Here is a 25,332-nt window from a genome sequence, read left to right on the forward strand (position 1 = left end):
AGTAAAAAATCAGCGCCACGGCGTAAATCATCAAAGGGAGTATTTCTATGAAGCAGTTTACTTATACCATTACGGATGCCGAGGGAATCCATGCCCGTCCGGCCGGGCTGCTTGTAAAAACAGCGGCGGCGTTTGCTTCGGACATTAAGGTCGTCAAGGACGGAAACGCGGCAAACGCCAAAAAGATTTTCGCAGTCATGGGCCTGGCCGCCAAAAAGGGCGAGACGGTAACCGTTACTGCGGAAGGCAGCGACGAGGCAAAAGCCTTTGAAACGCTGCAGGCTTTCTTCAAGGCCAATTTATAAGCCGGTTTTTCCGGAAAGAAACGGATTCTGGAATCCACACACGGCTGAAAAGCGGTCAAAAAAGCGCAGGGAATTATTTCCCTGCGCTTTTTATGTGCAAATTGGTTTCAATATGGCCTTCCGTACCCGTCAGTTCGCTGTCTGCGGCCATTGATATTTATTTTCTGTCTCCTCTTCCGCTTCGGACTCCCGCTCAGGCTCGTCCCGGACTTCCGGTTCGGGACCCTGCTCCGTCTCTTTCTTCAGTTTAAATCTTTTCACGAGAGTGTTCAATGCCTGCGCCTGTCCGGAAAGCTCCTCGCTCGCCGCGGCGCTTTCTTCCGCTGTAGCGGAATTGGTCTGAACGACGCCGGAAATCTGGTCAACTCCCCGCGTTGCCTGAACGATGGCGCCGGACTGGAGATTGGATGCCTGCGAAATTTTTTCGACCGTTTCGGAAACGACCCGTGCTCCCTCCACTACCTGCAGAAGGGACTGCGCGGTTTGATCGGCAATTTTCGTTCCGCTTTCCACCTGGGTCATGGAATCCTCAATCAGGGCGGTGGTGTTTTTTGCCGCCGCCGCGCTTTTGCTGGCCAGATTCCGGACTTCGTCCGCCACAACGGCAAAGCCTTTGCCCGCCGCGCCCGCTCTGGCCGCTTCCACAGCCGCGTTCAGGGCGAGAATGTTTGTCTGGAACGCAATATCCTCGATCGTTTTGATGATTTTACCGATTTTCCCGGAGGAATCGTTGATTTTGGACATGGCTGTTACCATTTCCGCCATATGGCGATTGCAGATTTCTATTTCCTCACGGACATGATCCACATTTTCGCTCGCAAGTCCGGCGTAATCGGCATTATTCCTGACATGAGCGGAAATTTCCGTGATGGTTGCGGAAAGCTCTTCGACCGAGCTCGCCTGTTCGGTTGCTCCCTGCGCCAGCGCCTGCGCTCCGTTTGACACCTGCTCCGCGCCGCTCGAAACCTGCTCCGCCGTGCGGCTGATCTGCGCTAGGATATCGTTCAGGGAGAGTACAATACTGTTAATGGATTTCTTTAGCTCAATAAAATCCCCCTTGTACTCCAGCTGGGAAACGACGGTCAAATCCCCCTGCTCCACCCCGGCAAGGCTGTTTCTGATATCGTCTATGTACGATTGAATGGTATCGGTCGATTTTGCAAAGGCGGCTCCCAGCTGTCCGATTTCATTGCCGGAATCCGCGGCGATCTGCACGCTCAGGTCGCCCTCCGCCATCTTTTGAGCCGCGGCAGCCATCTCGCCGACGGGTTTGCTGATACTCCTGGAAATGCTGATGGAGATAAGGATTGAAATAACCAGAGAAAGAAAGATTACCAGAAAAATGCTGACACTCGCCGTTCTGCCCTGCGCGGAAAGCTTTGCGGCAACCTGATTGCCCATGGTTGTTTTCTCGCTGATTAAGGCATTGGTGGATTCCCTGATTTTTTGGGAAAGCGGCTCGCCCTGCCCGGACAGAAGGGACTGTCCGACGGAGTTTAGGCCCTGCGAGGCATAGTCGACCACCTGTCCCCTGATGGTTGCGAACCTGTCCAGATTGGCTTTGATGTTATTATAGTAGTTCAGGTCTTCCTTCGTAACCATACCTTTTTTCATGTTCACAAAATATGTGTTCACCTTCGCGGTGGACTCTTCCAATTCCGCCAGACACTCTTTGGTCACCTTTGGGTCGGTCGTAAACACAATGTCGCGGATAATGGAATTTGTGTTATTGAATTCCGTGTTGAAAAGCCCGATATCCCCCTGAGCAAAGCCGTAATCCTGTAACGCTTTGCCGTATGTAGCGTTCATATTCGTCATGACGGTGAGTCCGACAATGCCCCCGATGCTGGAAATAATGGTTACCAGAGCAAACGTTAAAATTAGCTTTTTGCCGATCTTCATATTTTTTAACATATAGATCCCCATTTCCTAATTGATTTCTGAGATCTACCCATCTGCAGGATCGTTTTTCCTATCATTCGCCGGGAAAGCGAGCGGCAGCCGCGCCGTACGCTTCCCCGCCTTCTGATTTTGATTATTCTTTGTACTTTTGACTTTCTGTGCTTTTCTTCAGTGGCTTACTATTTATCTTAACGGTTCACGGCTCATATTTTCTGACAATGGAGGAAACCCCCATCCCGCCGCCGACACAGAGCGTTGCAAGGCCGTATATGGAGTTTCTGCGCTTCATTTCGTAAAGCAGGGAAACCAGAATTCGGCAGCCGGAAGCGCCGACCGGATGCCCCAACGCAATTGCGCCGCCATTGACGTTGACTTTTGCGGGGTCAAGGCCAAGCAGCCGGACGACCGCCAGCGACTGCGCGGCAAAAGCCTCGTTCGCTTCGATCAGATCCATGTCGTCCACGGTCAGGCCCGTTTTCTCCATGATCTTTTTGGTGCTGAACGCAGGGCCTACGCCCATAATGGCCGGATCAACCCCGGCGGACTGGCCGGCGACCCAGACGGCCATTGGCGTTACGCCCAGTTCCTTCGCTTTTTCCTCACTCATGACGACCACCGCGGCCGCGCCGTCATTAATACCGGAAGCATTTGCGGCGGTGACGGTTCCATCCGGCTTAAACGCGGGTTTCAGCTTTGCAATGCTCTGTGCGGTAACGCCGGCCCGGGGTCCCTCGTCCGTATCGAACAGAACGGTTTCCTTTTTCACCTTCACCGGGACCGGAACGATTTCTTCCTTAAATTTCCCTTCGGATTGTGCTTTTTCGCACTTCTGCTGGCTGAACGCGGCAAATTCATCCTGCATTTCCCGGGTAATACCGTATTTTTCGGCAACATTTTCAGCGGTGATTCCCATGTGATAATCGTTGAAAGCGTCCCATAAGGCATCCTTTACCATGGAGTCGATCAGCTTTCCGTCGTTCATACGGTAGCCGAAGCGCGCCTGGTTCAACACATACGGGGCGGAGGACATATTCTCCATCCCGCCGGCCACAATAATCTCCGCCTCGCCGGCCTCGATCAGCGCGGCCGCCATGTTGACGGCTTTCAGTCCGGAGCCGCAGACGTTGTTCAGGGTAATTGCCGGGACGTCATGCGGGATACCGGCGTTCACAGACGCCTGGCGCGCCACGCTCTGGCCGAGTCCGGCCTGAAGCACGCACCCCATCAGGACCTCATCCACCCTGTCCGGGGAAATGTTTGCCAGCTTTAACGCCTCATCAATGACGATGGAGCCGAGCTTCGACGCCGGAACTCCGGTCAGCGCGCCCCCCATTTTTCCGATTGCCGTACGGACAGCGCCTGCCAATACGATTTTTTTCATTTGTTTCTCCTCCTATTGCTAAGACTAAAAATGAGCTTTTCGTCAATCATTATTCCGTTATTTACCGTGACTATGCCCGCCGTCCAGAGAAACACAAAAAAGATGCTGCGTACACAACACCTTTCCCGTGTCTTATGAAAATTTGGAGTGAAAACGCTCTTCAAACGCCTGAATCAGTTCCGGGCGGAAATCCGGGTGCGCAACGGTGATCAGCGCTTGGGCCCTTTCGCGCAGGGTCTTTCCCTTCAGCTGCGCAATTCCGTACTCCGTCACAACGTAATTCACGTCGTAGCGGGAAGTGGTGACCGAGGCGCCCTCATCAATCAGCGGAACGATTTTGGAAACCTTCCCCTTTGCCGCGGTGGCGGGCATTGCCATGATGGTTTTTCCGCCCCGGCTCATGTTCGCGCCCCTGACAAAGTCCACCTGTCCCCCCACGCCGCTGATCTGCTTCAGGCCTACGGAGGTAGAAACCACCTGCCCCATCAAATCCACCTGTACGCAGGAATTGATGGAGATCAGGTTATCGTTCCGGGCAATGACGCAGGGGTCGTTGACATAATCCACGGGATACATTTCCACCTCGGGGTTATTGTCCACGTAATCATACAGTCGGCGGGTTCCCATCAGAAAGGTCACCACGCTTTTGCCCGGATGAAAATTCTTTTTCTTATTGGTAATGACCCCGGCTTCCACCAGCTCCACCACACCGTCGGAGAACATTTCCGAATGGATGCCGAGGTCGTGCTTGTCTTTCAAAAACAGCAGCACCGCGTCCGGAATAGCCCCGATCCCCAGCTGAAGCGTATCGCCGTCCTGAATCAGGGAAGCGCAGTTTTTGCCGATGGCGCACTCGACCTCCCCGATTTTCGGCGGAGAAAGCTCAATGATGGGGTCGTCCGATTCCACAAGATAGTCGATGTTGCTTACATGGATAAAGGAATCGCCCAGCGTGCGCGGCATATTGCGGTTGACCTGCGCAATGACCGTTTTGGCGCACTCCGCCGCCGGCTTGGTGTAATCCACCGCCACACCGAAGCTGCAGTAGCCGTGCTGATCCGGCTCGGAAACATGGATCAGCGCCACATCCACCGGCAGGGTCGTTCGGAAAAGCTGGGGGATTTCTGAAAAAAACACCGGCGTTACGTCGGCCCGGCCTTCCGCCGCCGCCTGTCTTGTGCTGGCGCCAAGGAACAGGCTGTTGTGGCGGAAATGCTTCTCCATCCCCGGCAGGCAGTACGGGGACTGCCCCATGGACACCATATGTACGATTTCCACATTTTCATACTGCTCCGCATTTTTTACCATCGCGTTGATGACTGCGGTAGGCTCGCTGACCGCATGGCCGATGACCACGCGGCTGTTTGACCCGATATGCCTGACCGCTTCGTCGGCGGTAGTCAGCTTATCGCGGTAAAGCTCCTTCCAATTCATCTGCATCCCTTCTTATCCGTAATATTTCTCATACGCTTCCCCGTATTTCCCCCGGTAAATGTACAGGCGCGGTTTTTTCTCCACGCCTGTTCTTCATTCCGGTCCGTTATTCCTGAATGCCCGCAATTTCTTTTGCAAGCTCTTTCTTTTCACCGAGATTGCTCTGGCGGGCGATCATGATTCTCTGCGCCTGGGGAGAACCGGCTCCGTGCAGGGACTCGGTGCGGTAACCTACGGCCGCGCTGCCAAGAGTCATGTTTTCGATCAGCCGTAAAATCCTCATCCTGTTTTCCGTCGGCACACTGTCCACACCGCGCAGGTATTTATCTATGTAGGGATGCAGCTTTTCGTCGTTGAAATCCTGTTCGGAGGGCATCGTGACCATGATCCCGCCCGCGATATCCTCGGCCAGACGGCAGATTTCATAAGGGAAACGCGTCACGTTCTGTTTGCACACATTCGCGAGCAGCATATCGATCTGATAGTTGCCGGCCGCCGTTTTGCAGCCTTCGCAGGAACAGGCGATGCCGCAGCTGTAAAGAGACTCGTTCAGGTGCGTCATCTCGATGATCTTATCCTTGACATGGGAGGCCTTCTGCACACCGTTATAGTCCGCGGCCAGCGCTGTGGCGCCAATCAGGACATCGCCCACGCCGACCTTGCACCCACCATAGCTCTGACGGTGGTAGCCCGCGAAGCGCTCCACCAGCATGCCGGAAAATTCTGTTTCTCCGTCCATGAAAACCCGGTCGTTCGGGATAAAGACATCCTCGAAAATAATCAGCGCCTCGTGGCCGCCGAATTTCTTGTTGCCCATATCGAACTGTCCGCCTTCCAGCTTGCGGGTGTCGCAGGACTGGCGGCCGTAAATGATCAAAATGCCTTTCTCGTCGGAGGGAATCGCGAAGGAAACCGCGTAATCCTTATCCTCCGGCTTCATGGAAACCGTAGGCATCACGATAATTTCATGAGAATTTACGATACCGGTCTGATGCGCCTTGCAGCCGCGCACCACAATACCGTCCGGGCGGCGCTCCACAACGTGCAGGTACTGGTCGGGGTCTGCCTGCTGGCTTGGGGAACGGCTGCGGTCGCCTTTGGTGTCGGTCATGGCGCCGTCCACGACCAGGTCTCTGGTCTGGACTTTGCTCCAGTATTTTATAAAATTCTCATGATAATGGGTACCGTGGGCGGCGTCGATTTCAAAAGTCGTGCTGTAAATGGCGTTTGCGGCGTCCATGCCGACGCATCTCTGAAAACAGGATGCGGTCTTCTGGCCGCAAAGGCGCTGCATCTTAACCTTTTTTACCAGATCTTCACTGCTTTGATGAAGGTGTGTAAATCGGTTGATGGTTTCCCCCGTCAGATTGGATTTCGCAAGCATTAAATCCTGGTACCGGGGGTCCTGCGCCAGCTCATAGGTCATACAGACCGACTGAAAAGAAGGGCGGATGATCGGGTCGTCCACCGGACATTCCACTTTCTTGCCAAACATATAAACTTCCAGATTCAGCTTGCGGAGGCTTTCTTCATACTGTTCTTTTGTCATTAACACGTTTGAATCCCACCCATTCTTTTAATATAGTTTCCGATAGATTTCTTCTATTTCCTTTTGGGAAAGAGGAACATAGTTATTGGCGAGAAGGCGCTGCTGCCCGTCGATCACAGCCTGAGCAAAAGCGGCAATTTCCGCTTCCTTCATCCCGTATTCCCGCAGCCGCTTTTTCGCGATCAGGCCGCCCAGCAGCTCATCCAGCCGCGCGAACACTGCGGAGTCGGCAGGACAGTCCAGGAGCCGGGACAGATACCGGCACAGGTCCTGTATCTTTCCGTCTCTTTTTTTAGAGTAGTATGCCTCGAGCACCGCGCAGAGGAACTGATAATTGCTCTCGCCGTGCGCCACATGATAGTTGCCGCCGAGCGGATAGGACATAGCGTGTACCGCGCCCACGCCGCTGTTTCCGAACGCAATACCGGCGAAGTTACTGGCGATGAGCACATCCTTTTCAATTTCGCCGCGGGCCGCCTCGCCTCTTTCGGCCAGTTTCCGGTAGGAATTGAGAATGGTAGTAAAGGCTTCCACCGCGAAAAGCTCCGTATATCCGGTGGACTTCGGTGAGAGAAAGGATTCCAGCGAATGCACCAGCGCGTCGATGGAGCTGTACAGGAAAAAGCGGTAGGGCAGTGTGGAAATCAGTTCCGGAATCATGACGGCGTAATCGGCATAAAGGGCGTCGTTGGCAATTCCCATCTTGGTCCCGCGCTGAAGCAGCGCGAAAATCGAAATGTTGGTGACCTCGCTCCCCGTTCCGCAGGTAGTCGGCACGATGATCAGCTCTTTGTCCCGCACCAGCCGCTCCGGCTCGTCGTACAGCTGCGTCAGGCGATCGAATTTTTTCAGCGACAGTACCTTGCCGATGTCGATGACCGTACCTCCGCCCACCGCGATGACACGGCTGTAGGAGGTGTTGCTTAAATCTGCCACAATGGCGTCCGTCATTTCGTCAGTCGGCTCCCCGCCGCCGTATTTTTCCTGAAAGAGCACATGGCAGGGCAACCCGAGAGCCTTGATAAAGGGATCGTAAATAAACTGTTGCGTAATCAGCAGGTCGTCTTCCTTGATTGCGAAATCCTTCGCAAACTCTGCAAAGCGGTCAAAGCGGTATATCTGCGTTTTCAATGCGAATTGTTTCATGATGATTCCCCCCAAAAAATCCACGCGAATATTTAGGACTAAATAACACCCTGCTCCTGCAGCCGCTGAATCTCATCCGCTTTCAGTCCCAGCAGGCCATTGTAGACTTCGTCGTTGTGTTCGCCCAGCAGCGGCGGACGCAGCTCGATTTCACCCGGCGTCTTAGACATTTTCAGCGTGATGCCGTTGATTGAGATTTTTCCTGCCCCAGGGTAATCCATATATTCAAACACTTTTCTGTGCTGAATCTGCGGGTTGTTTACGACACCCGGAATGTCCGAAATCGGCGCGACGGGAATTCCGGACTTTGAAAGAAGATAATCGATCTCTGCCGTCGTCAGTTCCTGCGCCCATTTCTGCACCGCTTCTTCCACCGCTTCGATATTTTCCATTCTGTGCGACACCGTATCAAACCGCGGGTCGTCGATCAGTTCGGGCTGCCCGATGATTTTGACAATACGCGAAAAGAGCGGCTGTGTACCCGCGTGAATATAGATATATCCATCCCTGGTCTTGAATGCGTTGGCCGGAGCCGTCACTTTGTCCCTGTTCTTCCAGCGTTTTTCCACTACGCCGCTGGTCGTGTAAAGCGGAACGGTCGTCGCCAGCAGCGAAGAAATGCAGTCCAGCAGGGATACGTCGATCCGCTGCCCTTCCCCGGTGTTTCTTCTGGAATAAAGGGCGGAAACGGTTCCCAGCGCGGCGTAGATTGCGGAAACAAAATCGACGACCCATGTTCCGGTCAAAAGAGGGGTTCCGTCCTCTTCCCCCGTCAGGCTCATCAGGCCGGACATCGCCTGCGCAATGCAGTCAAAGGCCACGCGGTCGCGGTAAGGACCGTCCTGGCCGAAACCGGAAATGGACGTAACCACCAGCTCGGGATTCAGTTCGTCCAGCACTTTCTGCGTCAGGCCCATCGCGTCCAGCGTACCGGGACGGAAATTTTCGACCAGCACGTCCGACTGCTGAATCAGTCCGCGCAGGATTTCCTGTCCCTGCCCGCTGCGCAGGTTCAGGGTAACGCTTCGCTTATTTTTGTTGTACTGGGTGAAATACAGGCTGACATCGCCTGCGTAAGGGCCCATTGTGCGGGATTCCTCCCCCACAACGGGCTTTTCGATCTTAATGACTTCCGCGCCCAGGTCCCCTAAAAGCATGGAGCAGTACGGGCCGGAGATATATCTTGATAAATCCAGCACCCGCACGCCCTGTAAAGGTCCGCTCATCTGTTTTGCCCCCTCAGTTTTCCAGCGTTGCAGGTTCGTTGGTGATCGCTGCGTTGAGGAATTTTTTCTTCGGATCGATTTCCTCACGGATCAGGCGAAGGTCCTGTGCGCACGGCTCCGGAGTAAACGGTACGTCGTCCGGAATTTCTATATTGAAGCCGGTATTTTCGCGGATCATTTCCTTTGTAACGCCGGGGTGGATGCTGTGGACCCTCATTTTGCCCGTTTCCGGGTTGAAGTCCATAATACAGAGATTGGTCATTACATAAGTGGCTCCGCCGCCGGGCAGGCCTTCGCGGTTATTGTGTCCGGAGGCGCCCGATACAAAGTCGACATTTTCCACCAGAATGCGTTTTTCGTGGTTGACGATGATGCACACGCGTTTGGCAAAGGCCGCAAGGTCGGTCTGCGCCAGCACGCCGGGAAGGCGTACCTTCGGGTTTGCATAGTCGCCGATGCAGGCAATGTTGAGATTGCCGTACTGGTCCACCTGAGCGCCGGAGGCAAACGCCAGCCCGACCTTTCCCAGACGGAAAAGTCCCAGCGCGTCTTCCAGCGGAATCTGGCTTCTGCACGGCCATTGAATCAGGTCGTATTCCCAGTTGGAATCGGGAACGGAGTCCCTGTCGAGAAGCGGGTCAAGCACCGGGCCCATCATGCACACCGCGTTCGGCGCGTGCTTCATCTGGGCCAGCCGGACGGCGACCAGCGGAATTCCGCACGCCCGGATATAAGCCTTGCCGCCGGTTCCAATGCCTGTAAAATTCATCTCGTCGTCGATGATCCTTTTGGAGACCTCTACCGTCAGTAATTCTTCCAGCGTATAATTCTTCACTCTGCTTCCCCTCCATGCCCCAATCTGTTACGAAGCGATTCCAGCCCGCCGACCTTTTTGAGGTACTCTTCTTCATCCTTCGTTCCGTAAACATATTCGTCCAGATATTTTTGGAACCCTTCTTCCGTTTCAGAACATTCCTGATAAAGATGGGAATGCTCCAGATCGAAATCATAACGGGTATCGCAGGAATTGGGGTGTGCGCCGCAGGGCGCGCAGCAGACGCTGTCAACATACAGCTTCGGCAGCATGGTCATGGTGGGGGTGCGAATAATCTCTTCCTCCGGAACAATTTCCTCCACCGACAGAATCGACTTCCCGGCGCACCTTGCAATATACAGATCCATCTCGTTGTCCATCATGCGGACGGTGTCAAACTGAACGTTGCCGTATTTATCCGCCCTGTGGGCATGCACAATGGCAAAGTCGGGATGGAATGCCTCCATCGCAATCAGTTTTTCACCGGTAAACGGACAGATGATCTCTTTGAACTCGGGATTCTTGAGCAGGCCGGAATTCAGCGGCGTTTTGCTGATGGCAAACGGCAGGCCGAAGGCCGCCGCACGGAATTTATCCATTCCGCAGGTTTCGCTCATATCCACAAAGCGAATCCTGTGCTCTTCGACGGCGCGGCGAAAGTTTTTCGCCATGCCGACGTTGAACATTCCTACATAGGACGACCATGCTTCCTTAACGCAGCCTGCGCCGATCAGCATATCGAAGTCCATTCCCGCGCTCCAGGAATAAAGGGTAAGGTCCTTCTTTTTCTGGCGAACAATTTCACGAATAAGCGCCATGGGGGCTTTTCGGATCAGCGAGCCTCCTATCGCCACTTTTGCTCCATCCGGAATTTTGGCTATGGCTTCTGCAATAGGAACCAGCTTTGTTCTTCTTTCCTGCATTTTACTGCCTCTTTTCTTAAAATGCTTCCGGCCAGACGGAATAGCTGCCGTCAAAAAGGATATTGATCAGATAGTTGCCCTCATGCTCTCTGGCACGCTCGATCGCCGCCTTCAGGTCTTCTGCTTTCTGAATGGTTTCTCCACCCATGCCCGCATTTCTCGCGATCTCCGCGAAATCGAGCTGTGTCAGATCCACGCCGGTGTAACGGGGGCCGAACTTGAAGTTTTCTTCCTGACGGATATTCCCGTACGCACCGTCGTTCAGAACGATGACGATCTGTTTGGATCCGGATCGCGCAACACTTTCCAGTTCGCCGAGACACATGCCCATAGAGCCGTCGCCCAGAATGGAGATGACTTCTCTGCCGGGCTCGGCCAGGCTGCTCGCCATACCGGCCGGTACCGCAAAAGCCATGTTGCCGTAGTTGACGGGCTTCATATAGCTGACTTTTTCCTTCAGGGTAAGCAGATGTGACCAGGCGCCCGGATTACCGGCGTCGATACAGACGATTTCGTCCTCCTTTAAAAGCTCCGACAGCTCCCTCATCACAGCGACCGGAGGGGCGGGAACTGCTTTGGAATCATTGATTGAACCGGAATAGACCTTCTTCTTCCATGCATCGAAGTCTTTGTCGATCCCTGTGATCCACTCGCTGTTGATCTTCTTATTTTCCTCTGAGGCGGAAGGAAGGGTATTGAGCAGCGCGTCGATCGTCAGTCCGATATCGCCGACGATGCCGCACTCTACCGGATAATGGCGGCCGATGTTCTTGGAATCAAAATCCACCTGGATAATATTGTTCAGCTTTAAGCCCCATCTATTCGTGCCGACCGCGCTCATGCTGGAACCGAGAACCAGAACGGAATCGGCGCTTTCCAGAATGGATTTTGTAAAGGCGCTGCCGTGTCTTGTCCTTGCGCCGTAAACCAGCGGATGGGTGGTCGGAACGCTGCCGATACCGTTAAAAGTGGTGACCATGGGAGCGTTCAGCTTTTCCGCCAGCTTCAGCACCTTATCGGAAGCGTGGGAAAGCTTTACGCCGTTGCCGCACAGGATACAGACCTTCGCGGTTTTTGCGAGGAAGTCTGCCGCCTTGGTCAGGTTCTCCTGATTTGGGGGAACAATGGGCTGGAAACAGTAGGATTTGGGATCCTTGTATTCGTACTCGCAGACGCCTTCTTCCAGAACATCCCTGTAGAAATCGACGACTACGGGACCCGGACGGCCGCTCATGGCCACTCTGTAGGCTTCTCTCATGGCCCACACGGCGGCGTCGGGGTGGCGGACCGGTATGTATTCCTTGACAAGGCTTGTGAAGATTGCCTCATGATTGGCTTCCTGAGCGTCGCCGCGGCCTACGTCCGCCAGCCTGTTCTGGAAAATCAGCGCGATCATCGGGCTGGAATCCCTTAATGCGCCGCCGATCGGCGTGAGCAGGTTGGTTGCGCCGGGGCCTGTGGTGGCAAGGCAGAATCCGGGGGTTCCGGTAAGCCTTCCCCAGCCGTCCGCAGCGTGTCCGGCCGCACCCTCGTGACGCGTTGCAACAAACTGAATATCCGCGTCGAGCAGGGCGTTGTTTAAAAAGAGCGTCTGACCGCCCGGAATTCCGAAAACCACCTTGGTATTCTGTTCTTTCATGACTTCCGCGGCTGCCTGAGCTACTGGTATCCTCATTTGATTACCTCCATTATGATTGTATGTATATTGTATCTATGTATTTATGTTAGCACACAAATTTCGAGATGTCAACCTTTTTGCTTTCTATTTCTGCATGGGCCACATCTGATTTGCTTAAGACTTGCCGGTTCTGAACAGTCCTTTTTTGCCGCTCTGGGAGTTCTTAATGTTGGACTGTACAATTTCCACATAGACCGCAATCACGATCACCAGTCCGGTGGCAATATACTGCCAGAAAGGATCGACACCAATAACAATCAGGCCAACCTTTAAGCCTGTCAGCATGATCGCGCCAAGGAACGTGCCGATGATGGTTCCGCGTCCTCCCGCCATGCTTGCGCCGCCGATCGCAACAGCAGCAATTGCCTGAAGCTCGTAGCCGTTGCCCGCGGTGGGCTCCGCCGTGCCCAGCTTCGCAAGCAGCACGATACCCGCGAGGGCGCTGCCGATTGCGCAGATAATATAGGCAATATTTCTGTTCAGCACACATTTCACACCGGAAAGATTTGCCGCGTCCTCGTTGCCGCCGACCGCATAAATGTAATTACCGGTTTTCGTATACTTCAAGATGATATGGGTAATGACTGCGAAAGCAAAAAGGATCAGGACGGAAGACCGCATATCAAGGGCAATGCTGCCGTATACCAGTTTTCTGTAGGCGGAAGGCATGCTTGTAATCGGGAAGCCGCCGGTAATAAGATACGCTATACCGCGGAAAAGCGACATGGTCGCCATAGTGGCGATAAACGGCTGAATCCGCATTTTGGTGACGATAACGCCGTTGATAAGCCCCAGCACCGCGCTGAAAGCAATGGCGACCAATATGGCAATGATCGGAGAAACCCCTGCCGCCAGCATTTTTGCCAGAATGACCGCCACCAGAGCAAGAATGGAGCCGGCGGAAAGATCGATGCCGCCGGAAATAATGGCGAAGCTCATTCCCAGCCCCATCAGGCCGTAGATCGTAGCCTGATCGATAATGTCCTTGATGTTGGACCAGGAAATAAAGATCGGATTAATCAATGAAAAGATGATTGTCATCAAAACAATACCGGCTGCGATACTGAGTTCTCTTTCAAAATTCTTTAACGACTTGAGCTTGTTATTCATGAACTTCTCCTCCCAAAGCATATGTGACGATTCTGTTTTCATCGAAATCCGAACTGTCGATTTCAGCGACGATTTTTCCCGCGTTCATAACGAGCATGCGATCGCTGAGTCCGATGACCTCCGGCAGTTCCGACGAGACCATGATGATCGATTTTCCTTCGTTGACCAGCTGTTCCATCAGGGCGTAAATTTCCGCCTTCGCGCCGACGTCGATCCCCTTGGTCGGCTCGTCGAAAATCATGATGTCGACCTGAGTGGAAAGCCATTTGGCAAGAACGACCTTCTGCTGGTTGCCGCCGGAAAGATCGAAGGTCTTAAAGTCTGGATCGCGGGGCTTTAAGTTGACCATATCCGCGTATTTTATGCCGTTCTTCTTCTTCTTTCCAAAGTCCTGCAGGCCGCGCGTCTTGAAATGGTCCAGCGCCGGAAGCGCGATGTTGTCGGAATTGCTGAATTCCCTGATAAAACCCTCTGTTTTTCTATTTTCCGGAATCAGTCCCACCCCGTTGCTGATCGCCACGGCGGGAGATGAATTATTTACCTTTTTACCGTTGATGGAGATTTCCCCGCCGCTGATTTTATCAGCGCCGAAAATCGCACGCATGACGTCGGTCCTCTTGGCGCCGACCAGTCCGTAAAAGCCCAGTATTTCACCTTTGTTCAGCTTGAAATTGATATTTTCAAATATATTGTTTACCGAAAGATTTTTTACCTCAAGGACCGTGTCGCCGCTTTGGACACAGCGGGGCTTCATCCGTCTTGCAAACATGGACACGTCGCGCCCGACCATGCTGCGGATCAGTTCTTCTTTTGTCATATCCTGTGTGTTAAAGGTGTTGATGTATTTTCCGTCGCGCAGCACGGTCGCACGCTGCGTCATTTTGAAAACCTCATCCAGTCTGTGCGAAACATAGAGAATGGTAATGCCCTTGTCCTGCATTTCATGCATAATATTGAAAAGGATTTCTGTTTCTCTGCTGCTGAGAGAGGCCGTGGGTTCGTCGAAGGATACGATTTTCGCATCCAGAAAAAGTGCTTTTGCAATTTGCAGAACCTGCATCTGTCCTACGCTCAGGCTTCTGATTTTGTCCGTCGGCTTCATATCGGCCTGAACCTTATCGAGAAGCTCCTGTGCCTGCCGGTTCATCTTTTTCCAGTCGAGCAGGCCGTGCTTTTTCGGCTCGCTGCCGAGCATGATATTCTGGGCGACGGTCATGTCCGCAACCATGTTGACTTCCTGATGCACCTTAACGATTCCGTATTTGATCGCATCATAGGCCAGATTGAAGTTCACCTTTTCTCCGTCGATAAACACTTCGCCCTCAGTGGGCTGGAAAACGCCGTGCAGGATGTTGAGCAGCGTACTTTTTCCGGCGCCGTTCTCTCCGAGCAAAGCATGGATTTCCCCTTTTCTTATGGTAAAGCTGACGTCATCAAGTGCTTTGCAGCCTGGAAAGGACTTGGAAACATGCTTGAATTCAATGTAATTGTCATTTGCCATAGTATGCTTTTTCCTCCTTTGTGAAATCGGGGGACAGGGTGCCGTGTCTCTGTCCCCTGCTATTCACAGAATCAATTGCTTATTTCTGCACTTGGTAATCCAGATCTTTCCAGTTGATAACCTCTCCCATATTCTGATTCGCGTTGCTGCTGTCGATGATTCCGATGGAGCCCCAGACGCGTTCCGGAAGAGCAATACCGTCCATGGCCCTGAAAGCGATATCCAGCGCCATTTTGCCCAGATAGTAGGAGAACTGGCCGGCGGTCAGGGTGAGCTCGCCTTCCTTGATCGATTTGATCGCCTCGTTGGTTCCGTCCGTGCCTGCTACATAGATTTTGCCCAGCTTGTCGGCGGCTTTTACGGACTCCACCGCGCCGAGAGCCATTACGTCGTTATTGCAGAAGATTGCTTTCAGGTTGGGGTATTTTTTGATCTGAATATCCGCGATGTCCTTTGCTTTCATTCTGTCCCAGTCGGCGTTCTGTGTATCAACGATCTTCAGCTTGCATTCCGGATTTTCGTCGATCCATGCCTTGAAGCCGGCGGTGCGGTCACGGGCGGACGGGTTGTTCGGGATACCCATGATGATGGAGACCTCGCCGCCCTCGGCGCCGATCTTCTTGGAGAACGCTTCCGCTACCTGTCTGCCGGACTCGTAAGAGCTCAGGCCTATGTAGTAGGGGACGTGGGGTTCGTCGTCATAAGCGACGGAACCGGTCACGATCGGGATACCCGCCTTCTGAGCGTCCTCGATTCCGGGAACCAGGTTCGCGTCGGAGATGGGGAACGCGATAATGCAGTCGTATTTTTTGTTGATCATGTCTCTCATGATGGAAAGCTGGCCTTCCTGATCCTGGTCAGTCTGGCCGGAACGGATGTCGACGGTGACATTGCAGCCCGCGGCCTTCATGCGGTCGATTTCCTCTCTGATGCCGTTGGCCATCATGGACCAATATTCATTTTCAAGGGATTTCATAATAAATCCGATTTTTACTTCTTTATTGGGAACGGAAACGGCGCCCAGCACTTTGCTGAGATCCGAATAGAGTACCGCCCCGTTTTTGAAGTTGGGGTCCTGCTTTTGAACGGGAACGGAGCTGAAATCAAATTTCGGGGCCTCGGCTTTGCTCTGAGTGTCGGAAGCGGCCGGCTGGGATGCGGCGGCATCCTCTGAAGCGGCCTGATTGGAGCTGCAGCCGGTGGACAGGGAAAATAAAATTGCCATACAAGTAAGGATCGCTAAGATTCTTTTTTTCATGAATAAACCTCCCAAAAATTCTTCTTTTTCAATACGTCTCAAAATCTCGTTTACCCTTTGCAATGATGGTAAAAACAGCTCTCTTGATTCCCTCACCTCCCTGTTGAAATCCCGCCAAAAGTCATTGCTTTTCCGCGTTTAAATATCTCCCTTTTCGGACATTTCACTGATTTGTTCTTCGGTGTAGCCCAAACTTTTCAGTATTTCAACCGAATGTTCCCCCAAATTCGGAGGGCCCATTGTAATTTGAGGCGGTGTCTTGGACAACTGCACGGGGAATCCCTGCATGGGAATATTTCCTACGCCCTGATAGGGCACTTCAATAATCTGCTGATTATGCTTCACCTGCGGCAGGCGGATAAATTCGGAAATGGAAAGCACCGGAGCCGCCGGAATTCCCTGTTGATTCAGTATTTCGACGATTTCGTCACGGTTGAGGGCGGCCGCCCACTGTGCGACATATTCGTTCAGTTCGTCGGCGTTCTGGTACCGGGAGGCCACCGTCAGGAATTTCGGGTCTGTGATCAGTTCGGGCCTTCCAATTACGGCCGCCAGCTTTTCCCAGTGCGCCTGAGGCGCCGCAATGATATAGACATAGTCGTCCTTCGCCTTAAAGCATCCCACAGGAGCTGTATTTTTATCCTTGTTGCCGATTCTGTTCCTCTGCTGGTGCAGCAGCAAATCCTGTGGGATCGCTTCGATCAGCAGGGACGCGGCCGTGTTGAGCAGGGAAGTCTGCACGTGCTGACCTTCTCCGGTCCTTTCGCGGCTGTATAAGGCGGACAGGATTCCGAAGGCGGTGTTGCTCGCCGTATTGTAGTCTATGACATAGGTGCCGGCCAGATACGGTTCCGAATCCGGCGAGCCCGTCATGCTCATCAGACCGCCCATGGCCTGCAGGACGGAATCAAAGCCAGGATACTCCGCCATGGGTCCCGTACTGCCAAAGCCGGAAATGGAAGCCAGAATCAGCCTTGGATTTAATTTGTGTAACGTTTCCCACCCGAAGCCCATAGCTTCCATGGTACCCGGCTTGAAGTTCTGAATAACGACGTCCGCTTCCTGAAACAGCTTTCTAAGGATTTCCTTTCCCTTTTCCGTGCGGGAATTGACCGTGATCCCCTTCTTATTCCTGTTGAAGACCATGAAATAGAAACCGTTACCGTCTATCGCCGGCTCATACTGGCGGACGATTTCGCCGCCGGGTGATTCCACCTTGATGACTTCCGCCCCCATATCGCCCAGAAGCTGAGCGCAATAGGGGCCTGATATATATCGCGATAAGTCGATTACCTTGATACCTTCTAATGCTTTCATACATTCTCTCCCCGGTTTTCCAATATTGCTTAGATAAATGTCGGCAAATCAAGAGAAAGCAGTTTCTTTACCCCTACTTTTTCCAGATATTCTTCCTGATCTTCCACCCCGGTGACATAGGTGTCGAGGTATTTGGAGAAATTCTCCTTGTCGGAGCTTGCGTCCACATACTCCTGAAAATGCCCTTCGTCCACATTGTAGAACTGCGGCATGGAGCAGGGATGCGCACCGTACGGGGCGTGTACAACCGCCGTAACCCTGTATTTCGGAATAAAGCAAAGATCGTTGTGGCGGCGGATCAGATCGTTGCTCACAATACGCTCGACGGTGACGATCACCTTGTCGCAGGAACGTGCCATCAGCACGTCCACTCCCTGCGGAACCAAGCGCTTCTGCGGCATCAGAACATTTCCGTAAACATCGGCGGCAGCCGCATGGATAATCGCCACATCCGGGTCCGCCGGGGGCACCGCGTAGTATTTCTTCCCGGTCAGCGGGCAGTTGAATTCTTTGATATCGGGGTTCTTGGCAAGGATATCGCTTCCCCCCAGATAGGAACACGGCCAGAAGCTGAGCTTCTCGAGGCTGGCGTGAAAACGGTTGAAGGCCAGATAATCGGAATAGTCCACCATCTGAAACTCGCCCTGCTCGACTCCCCTTCGGAAATTTTTCGCAAGCCCGTAGCGCTCAAGCCCCACATAGGAGGTCTCCACTTTTTTCAGCATTCCGGCTCCGGCCAGAAGGTCAACGTCAAGTCCGTTCAAAGAACCGACAACGGTCAGATCCTTTTTCTTCTGCCTGACCAGCTCTCTCAGAAAAGCCATCGGATGGGCGTGAATAGCACATCCGCCGATTGCAAGCCGGTCCCCGTCGGATACCAGCGAAGCAGCCTCTTTCATGGATATTAATTTTTCTTTCAGTTCCAATTTCTACACCTCTAAATTATATTGATCTCGGAAGGAGCAGGCCTTTGGGATCAATGATGTTTCTCAGCAGATAAAGCTCTTCCTCTGTGGGAGCGGGTGTTTCTTTTGCATCGTATAGATTTTCAATGGCGAAACCCGTCTCGTTCCGGATATCCTCCGGAGTATATCCGGGGTGGATGGAGTAGAGCTGCATGCGCCCCGTGACCTCATGGAAATTGAAAATACATTTATCCGTTACCACATATTCCGGTCCCGCACCGCTCAAGCCCAGCTTTGCCCTGCCTTCGCGGCCGCCCGGGTAACCCACGGCGGAAACGAAGTCCACCTTTTCGACAAATTTTCTTTTTTCAAGCTTCATGGTAATGATTTCGCGCCCGAAAAGCGCCAGATGCTCCGTCTGGAAAATTGCGCCTACCAGACGTACCTTCGGATGGTCGTGATCGCCGATGCAGACGCTGTTCATATTGCCGTAAGCATCGATCTGCGCGCCGGAAGAAAACCCTACCGTAATGTCCCCTCTGTTTACGCACCATGGAGCGGGGAACCCCAGCATCATCGCTTCGCTGTCCACATCCACGGACGTCGGCTCAAACTCGGAATTCGGCACCGTGGTCAGCTTGGAGAGGTCCGGATTGTGGAGCATTCCCGCCAGAAGCACCGTCATGTTCGGTGCGTGAGTATGCTGGGCAAGCGACATAGCCGCCAACGGAACCATGGAGGCCATCACGGCGGTCTGGTCGCCGGTGACAAGCCCGGTAAACCCAACGTCGTCATCTCTGAACATCTTGGAAATGTTCACGGCCAATAATTCATAAAGGGTATAGTCTTTTGCCGTTTTCAATGTTAGCACCTTTTTTCTAATATTGTATTTATATTGTCTTAGTGTATATATGTTATCATATATTTTCATATGGTGTCAATCAATTAAATCTCTAAATAACCAAAACACTATTTATGCAAATTGCTAAATTTAAGAGTCGACTTTGTTCTCCTGTACCAAATCATAAAATTGACAGGCCAGCTTCATCAGGGACAAATATTCCGGATACAGTGCATCGTACTGCTCCTTATCCGGCAGGCGGGGTTCAAAAATCCGGTCGACGGGATTTTCCAGCTGCTCCTTTGAAAACTGCTCCCCCGCCGCAAGCGCTGCGAGAATCACACAGCCTCTGGTGGTTGCTTCCAGAATACGCGGCACGACAACCGTTTTTCCGGTGATGCTGGATTTGATCTGCATCCATAGATCGCTTCTGGCGCCGCCCCCGATGGAAATAATACGGCAGACCGGGATTCCTGCGTTTTCAATGATCTCCATCACATTTCGAATAGTATACCCATTGGCTTCCAGCAATGCCCGGAACAGGTGCCGCGGCCCGTGCGAGGGTGTCAGACCCGTAACGGTTCCCCTGACATTGGCGTTCCAGAAGGGGGTGCGCTCACCGGTCAGGCTGGGAATAAAAAGAACGCCTTCCGCCCCGGGGGCCACCTCAGAACTCATATCGTCCAGCTCTTTCAGGCTGTGCCGCCCCTCAAGCAGAACATTGCTCATCCAGTCAAGCGTTCCCCCGGAGAGTCCGAGCGAACCGCCTACCAGCCACAGTCCCGGAAGGACGTGGGGATTCGTCATCACCCGATTTTCCGGGTCCACGGCCCACCGGTCGCTAACCGCGAAGGTTACGTCCGTCGTGCCCATGACGCTTACCGCCACGCCGCTTTTCACTCCTCCGGCGCCAAGCACGCCCACCGACCCGTCCGGCCCGCTGACCGCTACAGGGATTCCCGCCGGCAAACCGAGTTCCTCCGCCATCTCCTTTGTCAGGGACCCCGCCGCCTCCCAGCTTGCTTTCAGTCGGGGCAGTTTACTGCCGTCGACCCCCAAAGCGTCGATCAGCCTCTCGTCCCAGTCCATCTCTCTGACGTTCAACAGCATCGTATAGCACGCCGAGGTGTAGTCGATGCAGGCGTTTCCGGTCAGCCGGTAGTTGATAAAATCCTTGATCGTAAAAAAGATACTGATTTTGGAGTAAAGAGCCGGGTCGGCATTTTTAAAGTGCCTCAGCTTCAGGCCCCCCAGCTCCGGGCTGAGCTTTCTGCCGTTGCGCTCATAAAATTCATTCGGGTCAAAGGAGCGGGAAAATTCCTCCTGCTCTTCCTTTTTCTGATCCATCCATGTCAGTGCCGGAGCCAGCGGGGTCCCGTCCTGTGACAGGGCAACCCAGCCAACCAGAGAGCTGGCGCAGACAGCGCATATTTCATAATCCGTTTTTTCCATGACCTGCCTGATTAATCCCTTGATTTCGTTAAAATACAGATTGACGTCTATGGAAGGCGAAGCCAGAATTTTTTTAGATTTCGCCAGCAAAAATTCCAGACTATTGTCAAACAGAGACACCCGTATGGAACTTGACCCTACATCGATCGTCAGATACGCTTTTTTTCCCATTTTCAATATCCTCCGTCTAAAAAATAGTAAAATAAAAAGAGCGGTTTCACAGAAAAGCCACCCTTATTATTTATTTAAGTAATTATACGCTACCTGTACAGCTTCATCGAGAAATTATAACGGTCGGAAACGTAATAGATTTCTGTATATTCCACCGCGTCCCCATTCTGCAGAAAAGTGGTTCGTTTCATTCTAACCAGCGGCGTTTTGTCAGAAATATCCAGATTTTCACACTGCTTTTTCGTTGGCAGCACCGCGTCAATCACCTGTTCAGCATGCGCTATCTTTAATTGAAATGTACCTTCCAGAGTTTTTAGCAGGGAATTGGTTTCGAGCTGATAGGCATCAAGCCCGTGACAGAACCGGTCGCGCAGATAAATTTTCTGCTCTGCGAAAGGCTGTTTATTCGCGTACCGCACCCTGTAAATCGAAATGATATCCTCATTTTCTTTGATTCCCATCCGCTCAGCCAAGACATCGTTGGCCTGAATCATTTTCACGCTCAATATTCGGGAAGTCGCACTGATCCCGCTGCTGGTCAGGTCTTCATGCAGGCCGGTCAGCCTTCCCAACTGGCGGTTGAATTTGGGAGCGGACACCACGGGCCCTTGTCCTCTCATCCGCTCAATAATTCCTTCCGAAATCAGCTCGCCCAACGTTTTGCGAACGGTGACCCGGCTTACGCCGTAATACTGGCTGTACCACTGTTCGGTAGGCAGCTTGTCCCCGGGGACCAGTTCCCCGGATTTGATCTGTTCCTTGATTTGCTCCTTAATCTGATAATATAACGGTATTGGTTTTGTTTTATCAATCATTTCTTTGCCCCCTGCTGCGCAATATTGTATTATTATTGTTATTGTGTATTTATTATATCACAATCTTCTTCTCCACGTCAATCAAAAAATAACAGTTCCGGTAGATAATACGCTCCCATATTTAGCGAATTTGTCTAAAGAAAAAACTGGAAATAAAAAAAGCATCTCCGAAGAGATGCCCGAAGGATCATAAAAAAGATTATACCATAACCGGCCGCGGTCGCGCGCCTTTCAATTTTCCAAAAGCCACTGCCTGTACTGCTGAAATTCGCCGTCCGCAGGACAGAGCTGCAGCACAAAGCCGACGCGCCCAAGCAGGCCGCGCCGGTACTCCTCCGGCCCCTGTGCTATGTTCTCATGGGAAAGATGGGACTCCCATCCGTATTTCCGGATATAGTACAGCTCCTTGCGGATATCGCGGCGGTATTCCCTGGGGGCCTGAAGCTTTTGATTTGCCACTACCCCGGTAATCTTTCTCCGCTGTCCGCGATTTAAAATCCGCGTTTTCCGGTCGTTTAGGGTGAACCCGTTTTCCGCCAGAACGCGCCGCACAAAATCGATGAGTGCCAGCGGATTGAAGGTACCGGAAAAAGTCATATCATCGCTGTAACGGGTATAGGCGATCCCGCGCCTGCCGCAATACGCACTGATTTGGCCGTCGATCGGCCCAAAAACCAGATTGGAAAGAAGGGGACTGGTCGGCGCACCCTGGGGAAGCGAGCCGCCCCGGGTGCAAAAACGCGCAAAATAGAAGCTGAGAACGCTGTTGTAATTCCGATTTTCCAAAGAAGAGCGGTCATCCGCATTCAGATAATGGCACCCCACGTAAGGAGAAGCCTCCAGCGCACGGTCAACGGCGCGGAATACCTGCGCGAAAGAAATGCTGTCGAAAAAAGCACGGATGTCCAGCTTGACCACCAAAGGCTGTCCCAGATGGGGGCGCGCGTTGTCCAGTACGGATTTCCCCGGCAAATAAGCGGTCACACAGCACGGCCCGGCGGCGGGCAGCAACCCTAAAATGCCTTTCTGGACCCTTCTGAGCGCGCGGTTCGGAACACAGAGCAGCCGCGTACCGGCTTCTCCTTTCGGCAGCTCACGAAGGGTGTAACAGCTGCACCGGTATTTTTCACGGGAGAGGCGCAAAAGCTGGTAATAGCACCGGTAAAACTTCCGCTCGTCCCGGTTATGGTAAAGATATCTGCAAAAGTCTTCAAGCGTATGAAGCATGGCCATTGCCTCCTGCCGCAGACCCGGCTGATTTTTTAATAAGCGGAAAAGGCACAAAATCTTCCTTCGGAATGCAACCGCAGCCGTGTTTTAAAATACATGAAGTGTATGGTTACACGGTGAGGATTGCTTTCTGCGCGCGCAGCGCAGGTCCTTTTACCCTTTCGGGGGCGGCGACTCGCCGTCCTCCTGCGAAAAAAATCCGCAGAATCTGCTGCCGTTTCCGCTTATCATGTACTTTACCACATCGGGCCGAAATAATCCAGCCCACCCCAGCTTTTTTGTCCTATGCCGCAGCAGTTCTTAATCCTTCTGTTCCCGTCTTTCCGCGTCCTGCCTTGCGGTCATGATTTTTTTACACACCTTCTCCAGCTTGGAGTAATACGTCTGCGGAATGCCGCCGTCGGTGATGACGCAGTCAAATTCGGAAAGGTCGGCGTACCGGGTCAGATACGTCTGTCCGAATTTGGTATGGTCCGCCAGAAGGTATTTGCGGTTTCCAGCGTGGAGCAGAGCCTTCTTTACCAGAGCATCCTCCGGCTCCGGCACTGTTGTGCCGTACTCCAGACTGCACCCGTGCGTACCGGAAAACACCTTGTCTGCCCGGAAATTCTGAAAAAACTCGGCGGTCATTCCGCTGATGGTTCCCGCGGAAACCTCGTTGTATTCCCCCGGGGCAAGAATCAGCCGGATTTTCGGACGGCTCCCCAAATACTGGACCACCGGCCAAGAGTTGGTAATAACGGTCAGCTTTTTTTCCTGGATGTATCTGGCAATTTGCAGGGTTGTGGTTCCGCAGTCGATAATCACGGTATCGCCGTCCTCGATCAGTTGGGACGCTTCGTACCCGATATCCCTCTTTCGATCGGTCATCTGGCCGGATTTCACGGAAAAGCTCGGTTCGATCGCCGTGCGGGTATTTAAGTACGCTCCCCCGTAGCTGGTTGTCACAAAGCCCTGTTTTTCAAAGAAAAGAAGGTCCCTGCGAATCGTCATAGCGGAAACGTGGAACCGCTCCGCCAGATCATTGACCGCCACGGAGCTCTCCTTTTGCAGAAGCTGATAAATTTCCATTCTGCGTCGTGCGGCACTCATTTCCATTGTCCAAACCTCCCCTTTTTATAAAGACATTTTGGGTATCCGAACCATTCATTATCAAACAGGAAAAATTGTTTTCTTTTGTTGTATTTAAGATCATTTTACCATAATGAAGAAAAAACGTCAATTGATTCATTTTTCGTATAAACAGACAGTGCCCCCGGCTTTGCCGGGGGCACTGTCTGTCAGAAACATATCTTAATTCCAACAGTTTTTAAGGGGATCGCATGATATCCATCTAAATATTTTTTATCATTTCTTTTTTAATTAGCCTGTTCAAGGCAATTTCTCATGGTTTAGCAGGGGTAGTTGAGAGAAATACCTCCCTCAGCATTGGCAAAACATGTGATAAACGATCGAAGGAGGTTTTCAGACCGCAACTAAATTTTGAAAGGACGGAAAAGAATGGTTTATTCAGTAAGCGACTACAAAATTGAAATTGGTACACCCGTAGAAACAGGGGAACCGCAGCTCAGCACGGTCTCCAACGTGGAAAGTATGGAGATGAAGTTGAAAGGAACCACAAAAGCCTGGAACCCGATGGAGTTAAAGGGCTGGGCCCGAAACATGGTAACCGGGAAAACCTTGTCCCTGACTTTTAAAGGAAAGCGGTGCTACGGCGACGCCGGCAACGATTTCGTTGCAAATAAGCTGCTGTCAATCGGAAGCGGCTGTGCGGCCGTATTGAAAATCACTTTCCCGAACGGCGACGCCCTTTCCTGCGACGGGCTTGTCGACATTACCTCGTCGTTCGGCGGCGCCTCAACGGATATGGATTCCATGGAATGGACCTATACCGTCGACGGAAAGCCGGAATATCTGGAAGCGACACATGCGTAAAAAATGAAAAAACAAGTCGGGCTTTATGCCCGACCTGCTTTTTGAAAGGATGAAAAATTTGAACATTGATCTTGACCGTTATACCGATCAGACCCGGCCCGCCGTAACGATTTTCGGAAAGTCCTACGAGGTGGACAGCGACTTTAAAAAAGTGCTGAGCATGCAGCGTTTTGCTTCGGACCTGAAAGGCGACGCAGATTCCATTCGCAGTTTCCTTTCTTTTTCGCTGACCGGCGGCGAGGCTGCTGCAGACGAAATTCTTTCCCACAGTATCCCTTTTTCCCTTCTTCAGAAGCTGGAAATAGCTGTTATGGCCGCGATGACCGGCAAAGAGATGGGCGAACTGGAAGAACAGATGGGAAAAGCATCCCCATCTTCCTTTCGGGAGCCGGAACACCGTACAAAATAACGGGTTCGATCCCGAATACGATTATGATCT

22 protein-coding genes are annotated in these 25,332 nt (G+C 52.5%); 3 read left to right on the forward strand and 19 right to left on the reverse strand.

Annotated elements, in window-relative coordinates:
* Nucleotides 1–47: 47 nt before the first annotated feature.
* Nucleotides 48–305 (forward strand): HPr family phosphocarrier protein, encoded by a 258-nt coding sequence (locus LY85_RS07705; RefSeq protein ID WP_038325663.1) that lies wholly within the window; start codon nucleotides 48–50, stop codon nucleotides 303–305.
* Nucleotides 306–434: 129 nt separating this feature from the next.
* Here the strand turns inward: LY85_RS07705 and LY85_RS07710 are convergent, their stop codons facing one another.
* The 19 genes from LY85_RS07710 to LY85_RS07800 form a co-directional block, all read right to left on the reverse strand.
* Nucleotides 435–2,219, reverse strand: a complete 1,785-nt coding sequence (locus tag LY85_RS07710; protein ID WP_185741152.1) for a methyl-accepting chemotaxis protein — start codon at nucleotides 2,217–2,219, stop codon at nucleotides 435–437.
* A 184-nt stretch (nucleotides 2,220–2,403) separates the two neighbouring features.
* The gene (locus LY85_RS07715) at nucleotides 2,404–3,588 is read right to left on the reverse strand and encodes an acetyl-CoA C-acetyltransferase (RefSeq protein WP_141826163.1); all 1,185 of its coding nucleotides are present in this window, start codon (nucleotides 3,586–3,588) and stop codon (nucleotides 2,404–2,406) included.
* Between the two features lie 132 nt (nucleotides 3,589–3,720).
* Nucleotides 3,721–5,022, reverse strand: a complete 1,302-nt coding sequence (locus tag LY85_RS07720; RefSeq protein WP_141826164.1) for an acetyl-CoA hydrolase/transferase C-terminal domain-containing protein — start codon at nucleotides 5,020–5,022, stop codon at nucleotides 3,721–3,723.
* Between the two features lie 106 nt (nucleotides 5,023–5,128).
* Nucleotides 5,129–6,571: a 4-hydroxyphenylacetate 3-hydroxylase family protein gene (locus LY85_RS07725; protein WP_141828015.1), complete on the reverse strand. Its 1,443-nt coding sequence runs from the start codon at nucleotides 6,569–6,571 to the stop codon at nucleotides 5,129–5,131.
* 27 nt (nucleotides 6,572–6,598) lie between these two features.
* Nucleotides 6,599–7,717, reverse strand: coding sequence for a 4-hydroxybutyrate dehydrogenase (locus LY85_RS07730; RefSeq protein WP_141826165.1), 1,119 nt, complete (start codon nucleotides 7,715–7,717; stop codon nucleotides 6,599–6,601).
* Between the two features lie 38 nt (nucleotides 7,718–7,755).
* On the reverse strand, nucleotides 7,756–8,943 hold the full coding sequence (locus LY85_RS07735) for a CoA transferase (RefSeq protein ID WP_141826166.1): 1,188 nt from the start codon (nucleotides 8,941–8,943) through the stop codon (nucleotides 7,756–7,758).
* A gap of 13 nt (nucleotides 8,944–8,956) precedes the next feature.
* The gene (locus LY85_RS07740) at nucleotides 8,957–9,778 is read right to left on the reverse strand and encodes a CoA-transferase (RefSeq protein WP_038325671.1); all 822 of its coding nucleotides are present in this window, start codon (nucleotides 9,776–9,778) and stop codon (nucleotides 8,957–8,959) included.
* The gene (locus LY85_RS07745; protein WP_141826167.1) at nucleotides 9,775–10,680 is read right to left on the reverse strand and encodes a CoA-transferase; all 906 of its coding nucleotides are present in this window, start codon (nucleotides 10,678–10,680) and stop codon (nucleotides 9,775–9,777) included. The genes LY85_RS07740 and LY85_RS07745 overlap by 4 nt, the downstream gene beginning before the upstream one ends.
* A gap of 16 nt (nucleotides 10,681–10,696) precedes the next feature.
* A complete protein-coding gene (locus tag LY85_RS07750) occupies nucleotides 10,697–12,355 on the reverse strand; it encodes a thiamine pyrophosphate-binding protein (RefSeq protein ID WP_141826168.1) in 1,659 nt (552 codons plus the stop codon).
* A gap of 117 nt (nucleotides 12,356–12,472) precedes the next feature.
* The gene (locus LY85_RS07755; RefSeq protein ID WP_038325676.1) at nucleotides 12,473–13,468 is read right to left on the reverse strand and encodes an ABC transporter permease; all 996 of its coding nucleotides are present in this window, start codon (nucleotides 13,466–13,468) and stop codon (nucleotides 12,473–12,475) included.
* The gene (locus LY85_RS07760; RefSeq protein WP_141826169.1) at nucleotides 13,461–14,969 is read right to left on the reverse strand and encodes a sugar ABC transporter ATP-binding protein; all 1,509 of its coding nucleotides are present in this window, start codon (nucleotides 14,967–14,969) and stop codon (nucleotides 13,461–13,463) included. The genes LY85_RS07755 and LY85_RS07760 overlap by 8 nt, the downstream gene beginning before the upstream one ends.
* 79 nt (nucleotides 14,970–15,048) lie before the next feature.
* Nucleotides 15,049–16,227 carry a substrate-binding domain-containing protein gene (locus LY85_RS07765; RefSeq protein WP_141826170.1) on the reverse strand — a complete coding sequence of 393 codons (1,179 nt, stop codon included), beginning with the start codon at nucleotides 16,225–16,227 and terminating at the stop codon, nucleotides 15,049–15,051.
* Nucleotides 16,228–16,365: 138 nt separating this feature from the next.
* A complete protein-coding gene (locus LY85_RS07770) occupies nucleotides 16,366–17,544 on the reverse strand; it encodes a CoA transferase (RefSeq protein ID WP_141826171.1) in 1,179 nt (392 codons plus the stop codon).
* Nucleotides 17,545–17,573: 29 nt separating this feature from the next.
* Entirely contained in the window at nucleotides 17,574–18,470 is an 897-nt protein-coding gene (locus LY85_RS07775; protein ID WP_141826172.1) for a CoA-transferase, read from the reverse strand.
* A gap of 16 nt (nucleotides 18,471–18,486) precedes the next feature.
* Nucleotides 18,487–19,311 carry a CoA-transferase gene (locus LY85_RS07780; protein ID WP_038325680.1) on the reverse strand — a complete coding sequence of 275 codons (825 nt, stop codon included), beginning with the start codon at nucleotides 19,309–19,311 and terminating at the stop codon, nucleotides 18,487–18,489.
* 129 nt (nucleotides 19,312–19,440) lie between these two features.
* Nucleotides 19,441–20,913 (reverse strand): FGGY family carbohydrate kinase, encoded by a 1,473-nt coding sequence (locus LY85_RS07785; RefSeq protein ID WP_141826173.1) that lies wholly within the window; start codon nucleotides 20,911–20,913, stop codon nucleotides 19,441–19,443.
* 89 nt (nucleotides 20,914–21,002) lie between these two features.
* Nucleotides 21,003–21,728, reverse strand: a complete 726-nt coding sequence (locus LY85_RS07790; RefSeq protein WP_141826174.1) for a GntR family transcriptional regulator — start codon at nucleotides 21,726–21,728, stop codon at nucleotides 21,003–21,005.
* A 231-nt stretch (nucleotides 21,729–21,959) separates the two neighbouring features.
* The gene (locus tag LY85_RS07795) at nucleotides 21,960–22,955 is read right to left on the reverse strand and encodes a reverse transcriptase family protein (protein WP_185741153.1); all 996 of its coding nucleotides are present in this window, start codon (nucleotides 22,953–22,955) and stop codon (nucleotides 21,960–21,962) included.
* Nucleotides 22,956–23,258: 303 nt separating this feature from the next.
* Nucleotides 23,259–24,056 carry a DeoR/GlpR family DNA-binding transcription regulator gene (locus LY85_RS07800; protein WP_207705552.1) on the reverse strand — a complete coding sequence of 266 codons (798 nt, stop codon included), beginning with the start codon at nucleotides 24,054–24,056 and terminating at the stop codon, nucleotides 23,259–23,261.
* A gap of 402 nt (nucleotides 24,057–24,458) precedes the next feature.
* On the opposite strand from LY85_RS07800, the gene LY85_RS07805 reads away from it, so the two are divergent.
* Entirely contained in the window at nucleotides 24,459–24,893 is a 435-nt protein-coding gene (locus tag LY85_RS07805; RefSeq protein WP_141826176.1) for a hypothetical protein, read from the forward strand.
* A gap of 58 nt (nucleotides 24,894–24,951) precedes the next feature.
* Nucleotides 24,952–25,302 (forward strand): hypothetical protein, encoded by a 351-nt coding sequence (locus LY85_RS07810; protein ID WP_141826177.1) that lies wholly within the window; start codon nucleotides 24,952–24,954, stop codon nucleotides 25,300–25,302.
* Nucleotides 25,303–25,332 lie beyond the last annotated feature (30 nt).

It is taken from the genome of Clostridium sp. KNHs216, from assembly GCF_006714885.1.
In the GTDB taxonomy this organism is placed as follows: Bacteria; Bacillota; Clostridia; order Oscillospirales; family Acutalibacteraceae; genus Caproiciproducens.